The 13,579-nt window shown below is 50.3% G+C and carries 12 protein-coding genes; 10 read left to right on the top strand and 2 right to left on the bottom strand.

Annotation, left to right across the window (positions count from 1 at the left end; all coding sequences use genetic code 11):
* Nucleotides 1-67: 67 nt before the first annotated feature.
* Nucleotides 68-1,027 carry a glycosyltransferase family 2 protein gene (locus tag ACSYSS_RS07870; RefSeq protein WP_491704280.1) on the bottom strand — a complete coding sequence of 320 codons (960 nt, stop codon included), beginning with the start codon at nucleotides 1,025-1,027 and terminating at the stop codon, nucleotides 68-70.
* Nucleotides 1,028-1,247: 220 nt separating this feature from the next.
* On the opposite strand from ACSYSS_RS07870, the gene ACSYSS_RS07865 reads away from it, so the two are divergent.
* The 10 genes from ACSYSS_RS07865 (at nucleotide 1,248) to ACSYSS_RS07820 (ending at nucleotide 12,320) form a co-directional block, all read left to right on the top strand.
* Entirely contained in the window at nucleotides 1,248-3,065 is a 1,818-nt protein-coding gene (locus ACSYSS_RS07865) for a hypothetical protein (protein ID WP_491703462.1), read from the top strand.
* 146 nt (nucleotides 3,066-3,211) lie between these two features.
* Nucleotides 3,212-4,210, top strand: coding sequence for a glycosyltransferase family 2 protein (locus tag ACSYSS_RS07860; RefSeq protein WP_491703461.1), 999 nt, complete (start codon nucleotides 3,212-3,214; stop codon nucleotides 4,208-4,210).
* Nucleotides 4,211-4,408: 198 nt separating this feature from the next.
* Nucleotides 4,409-5,983, top strand: a complete 1,575-nt coding sequence (locus tag ACSYSS_RS07855; protein ID WP_491703460.1) for a DUF6020 family protein — start codon at nucleotides 4,409-4,411, stop codon at nucleotides 5,981-5,983.
* Nucleotides 5,984-7,156, top strand: a complete 1,173-nt coding sequence (locus tag ACSYSS_RS07850; RefSeq protein WP_491703459.1) for an acyltransferase — start codon at nucleotides 5,984-5,986, stop codon at nucleotides 7,154-7,156.
* A gap of 41 nt (nucleotides 7,157-7,197) precedes the next feature.
* On the top strand, nucleotides 7,198-8,292 hold the full coding sequence (locus tag ACSYSS_RS07845; RefSeq protein WP_491703458.1) for an acyltransferase family protein: 1,095 nt from the start codon (nucleotides 7,198-7,200) through the stop codon (nucleotides 8,290-8,292).
* Nucleotides 8,293-8,357: 65 nt separating this feature from the next.
* A complete protein-coding gene (locus tag ACSYSS_RS07840; RefSeq protein WP_491703457.1) occupies nucleotides 8,358-8,621 on the top strand; it encodes a hypothetical protein in 264 nt (87 codons plus the stop codon).
* A gap of 24 nt (nucleotides 8,622-8,645) precedes the next feature.
* The gene (locus ACSYSS_RS07835; RefSeq protein ID WP_491703456.1) at nucleotides 8,646-8,960 is read left to right on the top strand and encodes a hypothetical protein; all 315 of its coding nucleotides are present in this window, start codon (nucleotides 8,646-8,648) and stop codon (nucleotides 8,958-8,960) included.
* A gap of 50 nt (nucleotides 8,961-9,010) precedes the next feature.
* On the top strand, nucleotides 9,011-9,844 hold the full coding sequence (locus tag ACSYSS_RS07830; RefSeq protein WP_491703455.1) for an ABC transporter permease: 834 nt from the start codon (nucleotides 9,011-9,013) through the stop codon (nucleotides 9,842-9,844).
* Nucleotides 9,844-11,163, top strand: a complete 1,320-nt coding sequence (locus tag ACSYSS_RS07825) for an ABC transporter ATP-binding protein (RefSeq protein WP_491703454.1) — start codon at nucleotides 9,844-9,846, stop codon at nucleotides 11,161-11,163. Before ACSYSS_RS07830 ends, ACSYSS_RS07825 begins: the two co-directional genes overlap by 1 nt.
* Nucleotides 11,164-11,363: 200 nt before the next feature.
* Nucleotides 11,364-12,320, top strand: a complete 957-nt coding sequence (locus tag ACSYSS_RS07820; protein ID WP_491704279.1) for an acyltransferase family protein — start codon at nucleotides 11,364-11,366, stop codon at nucleotides 12,318-12,320.
* On the opposite strand, the gene ACSYSS_RS07815 is transcribed toward ACSYSS_RS07820, so the two are convergent.
* Nucleotides 12,321-13,460: a LicD family protein gene (locus ACSYSS_RS07815; protein WP_491703453.1), complete on the bottom strand. Its 1,140-nt coding sequence runs from the start codon at nucleotides 13,458-13,460 to the stop codon at nucleotides 12,321-12,323.
* Nucleotides 13,461-13,579 lie beyond the last annotated feature (119 nt).

The raw sequence follows: 13,579 nt of genomic DNA, 5'->3' as shown, positions 1-13,579 counted from the left end.
ATAAGTGAGGAAGTATGGAAGGCCATGGTACGGGACATTCGTCATGGCTTTCCATACTCTAATGCGACTAGAGCGAATTGTGCCTATGCAGAAACGCGAATTTATTGTTATCGACGATGAACGTCTTTCTGGTGTTTTTTGCGATGATGTCGAGAATGATGCCCGTGACGAACAGCAACAAGCCAACGATGACGAGCATGATCGATCCGATAAGTGTGGGAAAGCGTAAGACTACGCCGGATTTCCAGAAATCAATCATCACACTGAGCATAAAGCCAAGACCGATCAATGCGCACACTATGCCCGACGTGCCGAAGAAGGGCAGTGGTTTGTATTCACGGATGAGTTGGAAAATGGTGGACAGCACTTTGATGCCGTCACCAAACGTGTCAAGTTTGCTGACTGAGCCTTGCGGCCTATCCCGATACTGAATGGGCAGCTCGTAGAGGCGGAGATTGTTATCAAGGCTGTGAATCGTCATCTCGGTTTCGACTTCAAATCCTCGTGAGAGCACCGGGTATGTCTTGACAAATGTGAATGAGAAGGCTCTATAACCGGTCATGATGTCGTTGATGTGCACGTTAAACAGCCAATTGATTGACCCGCGAACCAATTTATTGCCAAAATTATGGAAAGGCCTTTTATTCTCCTGGAAGTAGGTTGAGCTCAGCCTGTCTCCAATGACCATGTCATAGCCTTCGAGGATTTTGTCCACCATCTGTGGGGCCGCTTCAGCAGGATAGGTGTCATCACCGTCGGCCATGACATACACGTCGGCATCGATGTCTTCGAACATGGCGCGTATGACGTTTCCTTTGCCTTGCCGAGGTTCTTTGCGCACGATTGCGCCGGCTTTCAGCGCGAGTGATGCGGTTCGATCGGTGGAATTGTTGTCGTAGACATAGACTGCAGCGTTTGGGAGAGCTATCTTGAAATCCGTTACCACCTTGCCGATGGTCATTTCTTCGTTATAACAAGGTAGAAGTACTGCGACTACGGGTTCACTGTTCTCTCTCGGGTCTTGCATAGTGATTATTTTACATTTTTTCTGGTACAAAGCCACGAAGGTCTTCGAACGCCTTGGCAAGAGTGCTCTATTGAGCTGTGTATAGGTAATATGACACAATCTTACAAAGGTAAATACGTTGGTAGCGGCGAGGATGATGATGAAGAAACGTCTCAGGATGAAGAGCCAGGGTGGCTTAACGGTTGTGGTCTTTTTGTGCGTGCTTGTTGTCATTGCTTCAATGCCGTATTTTCTCAGTTATTTGCCGTGGTACCCGAACCAAGATACTGAATTCCATCTTTTCAGGCTTGAAGGTATAGCTCAGGGCCTGCGCAATGGTGAGTTTCCCGTACGTATGCAATCGACACAAATTTCTGGTTATGGGTATCCGACAGGTATTTGCTATGGAGACATCTTCTTGTATCCTTTTGCGGTTTTGCGGCTCATTGGGTTGTCGTTGCCGGTGGTGTTCCGTTTGCTTTGTATTTCGATTAATGCGGCCACCGCAATTTTTGCCTATGTCTGCTTTAGGAACATGTCAGGTCGCCGTTTCATCGGTCTTTTTGCCACGGCATTGTGGGTGCTGTCTCCGTACAGGATGCTTGACGTTGCTTTGCGTTCGTCGATAGGCGAAGCTGTGGCTTTGATCTTTCTTCCGGTTGTGGCGTATGGCATGCATTCGATTCTCAGCCGTGGCGTGCATACAGTGTCATCGTGGGGTTGGTGCTGGTTGGCCATCGGTGTTTCGGGAATCATGCTTTCGCATGTGCTCTCCACAATGTTGGTGATGATTCCTCTGGTCGTTGTTGGAATCGTTGGCTTGGTGCTTGCGAAGACAGGCAGGGAGCGTCTCTGCATCCTTCGAGACTGTTTGGTTGCCTCTATTGGTTGTATACTGATCTGTCTTTTTTTCTTGGTGCCGTTTATTGCGTATTATTTGAGCGGCGATTTATCCGTCACCAATATACCTAATGCTCGCGCGGCCGCCAATGCGGCTTCCAATGCTGCGGAACCGAGTCAGTTACTGGAATTTCTTCCCAATGTTGCCGGTGGCAGCAATGACTTGCACAATGGTGTTGCCGGTGAGATGTCGCTGGCGGTGGGCTGGGCGATTTTACTTGCAGCTCTGTTTGTGCTGGTACTTTGCGTTTCGGGTAAAGGCTGTGTGAGGCTGGCCCGTCGCCTGAAGGTGTGGGTAATCGTATTGTTCGTTTTGGGTGCTGTGCTTTTGGGTATGTCTACATGGATTTTCCCGTGGGGACGGGGATCGGGCTCCGGTCTGATTGCCAAGATGATCGCAAAGCTCGCCGCTATTCAATTTCCGTGGCGGCTGATAGGGCCAGGCAGTTTCTTACTGATTTGTGCAGCTGTGATCGGGCTCTCCGCCCTCGTCGGAACTGATAAGGCTGGTGTTCCGATTCCTGCTGCTCCCTCAAAGCCCAAGGCGGATGTCGATGGCATCATAACAGTGACATCGCATGCGCTGTTCCGGAGTTTTGTGAGTGTTGTTATGGGTGCGCTCGTGGCACTCTCAGCCATGGAAGGCGCAGCAACTGCCACTTCATATATTCAAACCGCCATTCCGCTAGGGTCTCCACAAATGCTTGCCGCCACGGATAATACGAAAGGGACCGAAGGCATTGGGGATGGCGAGTATCTGCTCAAAGGTACAGACGTGGCGAAGCTAACCCTGCATGAGCCGAAAGCGCAAGGTGGAGCAAGCGTTCGCTCCTACACGAGGTCTGGTAGCACTCGGAGATTGCATGTGACGACTGGTGAACGTCCAGGAAAGGTGACGTTACCGATGTTGTGGTACCCGCAATACCGTGTGGAGGGTGATGTCCGTTCAAATGGGATTGCACTCATTCGCGGCGCAAACAATGTCGGAGTTTTGGAGGTTCCTGCGCATCGATCAGCTGATGTGACGGTTAGGTTTATGGCTCCGATGTCTTGGCAAGTAGCCGATTGGGTCTCGTTGACGACTGTGATTGCATTGCTGTCGGCATGTGTAGTCGCCAAATTGAGGCGTTGGGGTTTGTTGCGACGGAAATGTAAATGAGACGAAGCAAATACTATGAAGAGACAGTTTTGTTGTTATGCTGTTTCCGCCACATGTCTTGACTGTTGGCCGAAGAGTTTATGCTGGATATGTAATCCGGATATGTAATGTAGGTTCTGGATAATGATCAGAGGGAAGTGAGCGCAGTGCTAGAGGTCAACTGCTCTATTGAGCCTGCTGCAAAGACGATTACCGTTCTTGTTCCGTGCTATAACGAGCAGGAATCGTTGCCTCTGGTATTTCAGCGTCTTGATAAGTTGGTCCAGAATGGCAGGGAACGCGAAACGCCTTTGATGTTTCAGCTTCTGTTTGTCGATGACGGATCATCGGATAATACCAAAACATTGATTAAGCAGTATGCCCAAGCCCATGATTACGTGGAGTATATTATCCTCTCTCGGAATTTCGGCAAGGAAAAGGCGATGTTTGCCGGTATTCAGGCAACGGACACTGATGCGCTTGTCATTATTGATGCGGATCTTCAGGATCCGCCTGAGCTGATTCCCCAGATGGCTGATTTGTGGCTTCAAGGATATGAAGATGTATATGCACGGCGCCGCAGCCGAAAAGGAGAGAGTTGGCTTAAAAAGCTGACCAGCCGACTGTATTACAAGGTGCTCAGTGCCGTCTCCAGCGTTCCCATACAGGAAGATACGGGTGACTTTCGGCTTCTTGACCGTAAGTGCGTTGACGCGCTGAAACGATTGGATGAGACCGAACGCAATTCCAAAGCGCTCTTTAGTTGGGTGGGCTTTAAGAAAATTGAATTTCTCTATGACCGTGATGAACGTGCTGCCGGTAGGACCAAATGGAATTATTTGAAGTTGATTCATCTTGCGATGGACGGGTTGACGAGTTTTACCACGGCTCCGCTGAGAATAGCAACGTACACTGGCTTCCTGGTGTTCTTCTTGGCACTTGTCTACGCGGCGGTCATTTTCATTCGTGTAATGGCTCGAGGTATAGATGTGCCGGGCTATGCGTCAATCATGGTGGTGATTCTGTTGCTTGGCGGCCTGCAATTGCTGAGTTTGGGAATCATCGGGGAATATCTTGGTAGGATTTTCATGCAGACAAAGCATCGGCCCAATTACTTGGTTGAAGAGCAGAAACTCAACGATTTCGATGATTCCAGGCAAAGGTAGAAGAAGAGTATGGGAATACGAGATTTCATACGCAAACGTTGGCCGCTGTTGGTTATTGCCGTAGTTTGCGGTTTGCTTGCGACAGCAAGTGACTCGTTGCGAAGTCAACAGAGGTTTATAATTTCTCTCAACAGTGGTATGCATCTTGTGTTTTATACTGTCTGCTTTGTTTTTTTTGTCATGGCCGGAGAATGTGTAGTGACTTGGCTGAGAGGCGAGCGTCGGCAGGCATCTGATGGCCCTGTCAGGCAGTATCGTCTTTCATATCGGCTTGATTTCAGTCAGCTGCTTTTAGTAACCGGTATCATCGTTGTCTGCTGGCTTCCCTACATTGTCATGACCTACCCTGGGGTCATCTGGTTCGACACCCGCCAGCAACTGTTGCAGTGGTTTGGCTCGCCGAATATCTTTACAGACGGAACACATCTTTCGGATCATCATCCGGTGTTTGATACTGTTGTTTTCGGGTTGTTCGTGAGTTTTGGGCATCTTGTCGGTTCTGCGGATTTAGGTGTGTACATCTACTGCGTGCTTCAGGGATTGGCTACAGCTTCTGCATTGGCCGTCGTTGTGTTGTTTGTTCGGCGTTTGGGGGCCTCGCATCGTTTCTGCACGGCATCGATGTGGTTTTTTGCGCTGTTTCCCGTCATTCCCATGTATGCTATTTCCATGGTCAAGGATTCGTTGTTTCTGCCAATCTTCATCTGGTATGCGCTGTTGTTCGTTGAGATTGCACGCACTCATGGTGAGGCTTTGAAAAAAGTCAAGGTTCTGGCAGTCTTCATTGTTCTTGCGTTGCTGGCATCGCTCACCAAGAAGACCGGAATGTACGTCGTCGTTCTTTCCTGCTTGGCGTTGCTCTTCTTCCTTCCCAAGAAGAAACGGGCGAGAGTCGTTGCCACGGCGATTACGGTTTTGGTTGTGATGCTTGTTCTTTTGCCGAAGTTGGTTTTCCCTGCATTACACATCGAGGAAGGCGGCAAGCAGGAGATGCTGGGCATCCCGTTCCAGCAGTCTGCATTGCTTATGAAGGAACATGGAAATGATGTAGGCAAGGAAGATCGTGAAGTCATAGAACATGTTCTTGGAAAGAACGTTGCCAAACGGTATAATCCCAACTCGGTTGACGATGTGAAGGGATTCACTTGGAACCCTGCCAAAGATAAGTATCTCAAGGCATATCTCAAGGTTTGGTTGAACAACGCCTTCCGACACCCGGCGACCTATTTGAACGCCTATCTGAATCTGCAGCAGTCTTGGATAGGTTGGCCGAATGCCACGGACAAGGATGTGGAACAGCTGCTTATGCCAGTGTATGCTGCCGGAAGCGTACATGATTTTTCAGATGTGCATGTTTTGGCGGTCGGAGTGCCCAGTGAGTCTTCGATTGTGTCAAAACTCGAGCACAGTGTGAATTGGCTCGAGGCCACGCCGTTGGCGATGCTTGTATTCTCAAAAGTATTGTGGTCTACATGGATGGTGTGCTTTGTCGTGTATGAATGCCTGCGAAACAATAAACGTAGACTGAAGTATCTGCTTCCTTATTTGTTCACGTATGTGTTCCTATGGATTTCGCCCACTACTGTGACCATCGAAGGTATGCGTTACTTCATGCCCATGGTCTATATGGCTCCGTTGGCATTGGCGTTCATTGTCATTGTGCGCAATGAATACTTGGACGGCAATGTGGACATTGCCTCGGCTTCTGATATTCACAGTGAAGGTCACCTGCCGGATAATGATCATGGATATCAACCGAATGGAGATGAATAAGTGGTTGGAGCTCCGAGTGTTACTGCGGCTGGGCAGTGTGAGACTGCCGAAGAACGTGGTTCCGTGAAACATAAGTTTTCGGTTTTTATTTATCTTCTCAATATTGTTTCCTGTTTTGCTGTTGTTCTGTTGCACACCACATTGTCGGTATACACTCCAGCGCCCGGGCTGAGATGGGTGTGGAAAGTCATTCTGCAGGCATTGGCGATATTTGCGGTTCCCATCTTTTTCATGGTTAGCGGTATGAATATCCTTGGTTATCGAGAGCGATATTCAACGAAGACCTTCTTCAAAAAGCGCTTTTGGCGTACGGGTAGGGCCATGCTGCTGGGTAGCATAGCCTGTTACATCCTGTTTTGTGCATTTCCCCGCTCGTTTTATGGCGCTGATGCTTTTCAGGGCAAGTTTGGGATTGTAGATTTCATTAAACGATTCTTAACTAATCAAATCAACAGTACGTACTGGTTTTTCTATTCCATTCTTTACCTCTATGTGCTCACCCCCATACTTTCTTACGTAGTCAAGCACCGTCGCACCTTGGAGTATCTGTTGCTGCTCACATTCGGCTTAGGCATGGTTATTCCGTTGTTGGAACATTTGGGTATGCCTGCAAGGTATTTCGACACGTTGCTTAATTGGCCGCTGTTCGCTTCAGCCAATCTGTTTTATTTCCTTGCTGGGTACTATTTCCACGTGTATTGGAAGCCAATTCGTCATCAGGGATGGTATTCGACGTTGGCGTTCATTGTATCGGTTGCTGTGATGGCTGGCTTGGGCTTGTGGTCGAATGGATTCCATAGGCCTGAAGGTCTGCACGCCACGTATGATAATTACTTCGTCGGAATCACGTTTCCGGTTTGTGCCGTGCAGGTCGTTGCCCTGTTCCTGCTGTTTCAATCATTTGAGCGGCACTTGCAGCAATGCGTCAGGCCGAAGACGCTCAAAGTGCTGAAGACGGTTTCCGGAGCATCGCTTGGAGTCTATTTGTTCCATGTGGTAATTATCAATTGGATTGGTGCCAACATCACCGGTGCCGTCGGCACTTTCCTGAGTAAGTCCCCACTCTGTGAGGCCGTCGTGGTCTACGCAGTGACGCTTTGCATAGTCGTTTTCGGCAAGTGGGGCATTGGTGCATGTAAGAATCTGTTTCGATCGTTGAAGTCGAGGCGATGATGCCGAAATTGGTTGAAGGCAATGAGCGGAAAAGAGATAATATGGTGGCTTCCAGAAACAGTTTTGTGGAGTTTTTACGCATCATGGCCATGCTGTTGATTGTGTCGTGCCATTTCACAATCCATATTGGCTGGCAGCTGTTGGGTGCAGGTGGATGGCAGGGTGCAGCGGCATACCTCGGCGTGGAGATGGGGCAGGTCGGCGTCACCATATTTTTCACCATCACCGGCTACTACCTGGTGCGTGGCAGATTCAAAGCCTCGCGGCTCGTGCGGACTTGGCTGCAGACATTCCTGTATTCCGTAATGTGTCTGCTGATTATGTTGTTCGCCCGGAAAGTCGCTCACATCACTTCGCTGGAGAGGGCGTTCTCACCGAACAATCGGGCTGCCATGTGGCGCACCATGTTGATGCCGATTCTCTCCAATCAGTATTGGTTCATCAGCGCCTATTTTCTCTTGTTGCTGATTGCACCGTTCCTCAACATCATTGTCCTGCAGATTTCGCGCAAGGTGCTGGATACGGCCATAGTCTTCCTTCTGGTTGTCAGCGTGCTGCCGTTGCTGGGGCTAGGCACGTTCCTGCCGTTTGTGAGCACCGTATATGCCATTACCTGCTACCTCATTGGCGCTCGCCTGCAGATGCATGGCGTTCCGAACTTGACCGGTGTCAAGGCTTGTGCGATTTGCATCGTCGTGGTGGTGGTCTGTCTTGTCATGAATCGGCTCATCCTTATCGACCCCACGTCTATGCTTAGTGTGTTCTTTGGCTGGACCACTGATACGCTGCTGTACCTGAGGACTCCGGGCATTCTCGTCGGCACTGCTGTATTCATTGCGGTCATCGGTCAGGAACGGTCTAACTGGAGCAACCGACTGGTCAACAAGGTGGCCAGCGCAATGTTCGGCGTGTACCTTATCCACGAGAATCGACTGGTGTTCGGCCCTCTGTGGGCTGTGGTGAGCAAAGTGGCACCTAGGCCTAGTGGGTTTGTTGCGAGCTTGGGCGAAGGCATCGGCATCATCGTTGTGGTCTTTGCGGTGTTGACCATTTTGGCGCTTATCTTTGACGCGGCTGTAGTGCACCCACTGCAGCGCCTTGCCCAGCGCGCTTTGAACAACCGTGGCATTGCTTGACTTGATAGGTATATCGATTATCCAGGGAACTTAATTATACTATAATTCCGTAGTATAATTATTTCATGGTATATGACAGGGGTATTGAGTGGGGTAAGTCGGCAGGAAAGCACGGTTTTACGCTTGACGATGTGCTGTTCGCCACGGCGCATGCCACGAAGTACAGACAGTATACGTTCGGTGGTGAGGAGTATGTCAAACTAACGGGGCCGTACTGTGGTGACTCGCTCGTGCATAGCATTGAGGTGATTATGAAACAGACTGGTAGCGGGAGAATTGTGGTATTTCATGTCAACGTCGAACAACAGGGATTTTGGGAGACGGATTGAGCGTTGCGATTGAAAGGAACTGGCATGACAGTAAACAATGACAAGAAATGGCGCTGGGACGAATCCCAGGCTAAGACGTTCGAGGGGAAAGATGCCGCTCATGCAGGGCGCGACTTTCTTATGAGAGCCGCCGGCGTTGCTGATGTTGATGAGGCGATTGACGTGCTCAGAGGACGTCCTCGGGTTGAGGAGCCCAGAGAGGAGACAGTACGGCTGCAGGTCGTCGTGCCGAAGTCATGGCAGGACGACCTGGACAGGTCAGCTGCAGCCGCGCATATCACTCGCTCAGAATATCTACGCGAGCTTATTAGGCCAGGCAGAACGTTGCAGCACGCCTGACTTTGGGGTTCATCTCATAAGGCACCCCGCAATAGTACAATAGATTTATTGTGAAGGAATTAGCGAAACGATTGCAGCAACGGTACCACTATGCGCTGGTGGTGTTCAAAGAGCTGGTGCGCACCGACTTCAAGCTGCGCTACCAAGGCTCGTTCCTTGGCGTGCTCTGGTCGGTGCTGAAGCCTCTCATGCTCTTTGCCGTTATGTACGTGGTGTTCGTGCGGTTCTTGAAGTTCAGCGACGGCACGCCTACGTACGCAGTCTCGTTGCTTTGCGGCAACTGCCTGTGGGGGTTCTTCTCCGAGGCCACCAGCATGGGCATGCGCTCCATCGTCGATCGTGGCGATTTGCTACGCAAGATTCACTTCCCCAATTACATCATCGTGGCTTCCACAACCATGGGTTCCATGATTTCCCTGTTCATCAATATCGTTGTGGTCATCTTCTTCGGGTTCTTCGGCCATGCGGAATTCACCTGGCACATGCTGTTGGTGCCGTTCAGCATCATCCAGCTCTATCTGCTGGCACTAGGGGTGGCGCTCCTCCTAGGCACGCTGTACGTTCATTTCCGCGATATCGCGCACATCTGGGAGGTCGTGCTGCAGGCGCTCTTCTATGCCACACCAGTGATTTACCCGATTTCGATGGTTTCCACCAATCCGCACTTCGGCTGGGCGGCGAAGTTGCTCATGCTCAACCCCTCCACGCAGGTCATCATGGACATTCGCCACAACCTGTTGGCGCCTGACTACGTGGACACGGTGTGGAGCATGATTCATACCTCTTGGATTGCGTTGATTCCATATGTGTTGACGGCAGTCATTCTTTGGCTGGGCATCTACGTATTTCGCAAGTACAGCCCCAAGTTTGCGGAGGTACTGTGATGAGTGAGCAGGCTTTGAAAATCGAAGATAATACAATCACAACGCCGCAGACTTCAAAGGACGATGAAGACAATCGTCCGGTCGCGCTTTCGGTCAATCATGTGGCCAAGTCGTTCCGTTTGCCCACTGAGCAGGCCACTGGCTTGAAGATGGCCTTCCTTAACTGGACGCGCGGCATCAAGGGGTATACCGAGCAAAGCGTCCTGCGAGATATCAATTTTGAAGTCAAACAGGGCGATTTCTTCGGCATCGTTGGACGCAATGGTTCTGGCAAGTCCACATTGCTCAAGATCATCTCCGGCATCTACGTTCCTGAGAAAGGTTCAGTGAAGACGGTTGGCAAGCTGGTGCCGTTCATCGAGCTGGGTGTAGGGTTCAACCCTGAACTCACGGGGCGCGAGAATGTGTACCTCAACGGTGCGCTCCTTGGCTTCACGCGCGAGGAAATCGATGCCATGTACGATGACATCGTCAACTTCGCTGAGCTAGGCGACTTCATGGACCAGAAGCTCAAGAACTATTCCTCTGGCATGCAGGTGCGTTTGGCCTTCTCCGTGGCTATCAAGGCCCAAGGTGACATTTTGGTGCTCGACGAAGTACTGGCCGTGGGTGATGAAGCGTTCCAGCGTAAGTGCGATGATTTCTTCACCGAAATCAAGAAGGACCCCACCAAGACGGTCATTCTGGTGACCCACAGCATGGAATCGGTAAAAAAGTACTGCAACAAGGCCATCCTCATCAAGGACGGCGAGATCATCGCCAGCGGCGACAAGAACGACGTGGCCGACCGATACACGTTGGAGAATTTGAAGCAGCATGACGATGAATCTTCCGATGATGGGAAGGATAGGAGCGGCCAGTACTTGGTCGGTCTGAACGAACGTGTCCCGCTGTTGCGGGTCAACGCGATTTCCCCATTGGTGGTAGATGGCACCCAACCGTTCCGTTTCGAAGTGGAGTACGAGTTCAACGAGCCTGGTACGGAGTTCTACCTGGCCCTTGCGTTGTGGGACACTCAGCGTGGCGGAGTGGTCTATGACTCCGGCTCAAAGAAGCTCAAGATGAACGAATACGGGCATGTCAAGGTGCAATTTGAGCTGCCTTGCGAGATCTTCAACAACAGTCGCTTCCGCATGGTCGCCTCGTTGCGTACTCCAAGTAAAACCGACCCCAAGTCAACAGACATGGTGGCTTTCACGAATGATGCCAACTCATGCTTCTTCGCAGTGAGCAACACGCGCAACCGTGACTATGCGCTCCTGAGCGATCGGGTCATCGGAATCAAGCAGACCGGTACCAAAACAGTTGAGGAAGTCTGATGGCTCGGTAAGGCAGGAACACAATGACGCTGGCGACATCCACCCGCAACAGTCGTGTAGAATTGCTGCGCATTGTCGCCATGTTCCTTGTTGTGGTGTGCCACTTCACGATTCATATGGATTGGCACCTCCTCGATGTTCGGGGCTGGCGAGGAGCTACAGCGTACCTAGGCGTTGAGACGGGTTAGGTAGGTGTCACCATATTCTTCATCATCACTGGCTTCTATCTTGCGCGAAGTGGCTTTAAACCAATGCGATTGCTTAAAGTCTGGCTGCAAACGTTCCTCTACTCTCTGGCTTGTCTTATATTGATTCTTGTTATTCGTCTCAGAGTTCATACGCCGTCACTTGACAAACCATTCAACCATGACAATTGCGCAACTACTGTACGTTCAATGTTGATGCCGGTGCTTTCCCGCCAGTATTGGTTTATCACTGCATATTTCCTTCTGCTGCTACTTGCGCCATTCCTCAACATCGTCATTGCGCACATTTCCCGAAGGACTTTGGACCTCGCTGTTGCATTTCTTCTTGCAGTGAGTCTGCTCCCATTGCTGGGTCTGGATTCCTTCCTTACGTTCGACTCAACCGTCTATGCGATAACTGTGTACCTCATTGGCGCCAGATTGCGCATTCACGGTGTGCCGAAATACTCGGTATGGAGTGCTGCTCTTTTGATGGTGGTTGTCATGGTACTCTGCGTACTGCTTAATCGTATTGTCCTTATCAGTCCGAAGTCATTGGCGAATGTCTTCTTCGGCTGGACGACGGATACATTGATGTTTGTGTGCACTCCAGGCATTGTCATTGGAACGATTCTCTTCGTGATTGCTGTAGGATCTGAGAAATCCGCATGGAGCAATCAAGCTGTCAATAGAATCGCTAGTAGCATGTTCAGTGTCTATCTCATTCACGAAAACAGGCTGGTCTTCACACCGTTTTGGTCTGTCATCAGTAAGATGGTGCCTGCACCTGCTGGGTTGCTCGCACAACTGCTTGCCGGTTTAGCGGTCATCGTTGTCGCCTTCGTAGCATTGGCTCTCTGCGCCCTAGTTTTTGACACAGTCGCAGTGCATCCGCTGCAAGCTATCGCTGGAAGGTTGTTGAACGGTTCCCATTCACAATCAGTTGATACGAATATTGAGCATGCTGGATAGCTATTTATCGTTCAGGTACTGCTCGGGTGTTTCTGCGCAGCATGTCAGCGAAGTGAGGGTCGCTTCATCGTTGAACAACTCGCGATTTACATGGTCAAAGTGGCTGAACATATCGTCTGGAAGCTCGTAGTAGTCACCGTAATTGGTTTCAAGAACCTTTTGGTAGTTGCCTGGAGCTAGGACTTCGAACGTTTCAAATTGCAGTGATACCCTTGGTAGTATCGTGTCGATTGGGTAAATTAAGGCAGTATTGTTAAAGGTGCAATTGTCGAATGCGTATATCAACGCATTGGCTTGATCCCGCTCAACTGCAAGGCCTTCTGCCTGACTTTTACTGTAGTACGACTCAAACACGGCTTTAACCTCGTCGTTATGGGGCTGCCCATGCTGCAAATAGCCGTGGCGCTCCCAGTCCTTGAAAAACGGCAGCCCTTTCATTTCATTGATCATGACGTTTTGCAAGTCAATGCGTTTCTTGTACAAGGCAATGCTTGCATCGTGTGCGTAATCATAGATAAACAGATCTAGGAAGACGGGGTTGTTAGCATCATTGTACATGAATCTGACTTGCCGACAGAACGCATATGGGTCGTAGGCAACCAATATACGATAGCGCCGACGATACTGTTCATTGCCGTCAAGCACCTTCTGCAATGCAAAAATTTGGTCGCGCGGCATCCCAACATCTGTGTCGTCATCCCAAGGAATGAAGCCGTGGTGTCTCACCGCACCAAGTAGAGTGCCGAAATCTGCCCAGTAAATCAGATGGTTCTCCTGACATATTTTGTCAAACTCTTTGACGAGCTGCGCGTAGGCCCTCTGCAGCAGCCGTAGTTGGCCGACCGCCTGCGGCATACTCTCGTACACTCGTTTGCGGGCGTCATCGAGGTTTTCTCCTTGTCGTTCTACCGCTTGCCACAACAGGAGCTGGGATTTTGCGTCATGGGTTTTAAGCCGTTGCTGGAGATCAAAATGAAGATCGGACAATTGGCCGCGCAGCCCCGCCACCTCTTCGTTGGTTTGCTGCACCATGTTTCTGACATCGCCCACCTCGTCTCGAACGGTACGGACTGCCCGCTTCGACGAAGGCAACGCATCAATGAGTCTGGAGATGAATGTCATCACAACCCTTTCGCCCAATAACTCCTATATTGTCCAGTATACTGCTGGGGCAAGCTTTCCTACCCTGATGGATTCAGCCGTGGTGAAGTTGCGCAAACTGTACTGTTCATATATCATGAATGAGTAAGAGAAAATGA

Source organism: Bifidobacterium sp. ESL1118 (assembly GCF_058505595.1).
The sequence above is the reverse complement of the archived record's forward strand: the minus strand, read 5'-3'. Positions and strand labels throughout refer to the sequence as shown.

What these genes read in the sequence shown, in the direction of transcription:
- ACSYSS_RS07865 (WP_491703462.1), top strand. Translation starts at nt 1,248, where the DNA reads ATGCCGTATTTTCTCAGTTATTTGCCGTGGTACCCGAACCAAGATACT.
- ACSYSS_RS07825 (WP_491703454.1), top strand. Translation starts at nt 9,844, where the DNA reads ATGAGTGAGCAGGCTTTGAAAATCGAAGATAATACAATCACAACGCCG.
- ACSYSS_RS07840 (WP_491703457.1), top strand. Translation starts at nt 8,358, where the DNA reads ATGGTATATGACAGGGGTATTGAGTGGGGTAAGTCGGCAGGAAAGCAC.
- ACSYSS_RS07845 (WP_491703458.1), top strand. Translation starts at nt 7,198, where the DNA reads ATGGTGGCTTCCAGAAACAGTTTTGTGGAGTTTTTACGCATCATGGCC.
- ACSYSS_RS07870 (WP_491704280.1), bottom strand. Translation starts at nt 1,027, where the DNA reads ATGCAAGACCCGAGAGAGAACAGTGAACCCGTAGTCGCAGTACTTCTA.
- ACSYSS_RS07835 (WP_491703456.1), top strand. Translation starts at nt 8,646, where the DNA reads ATGACAGTAAACAATGACAAGAAATGGCGCTGGGACGAATCCCAGGCT.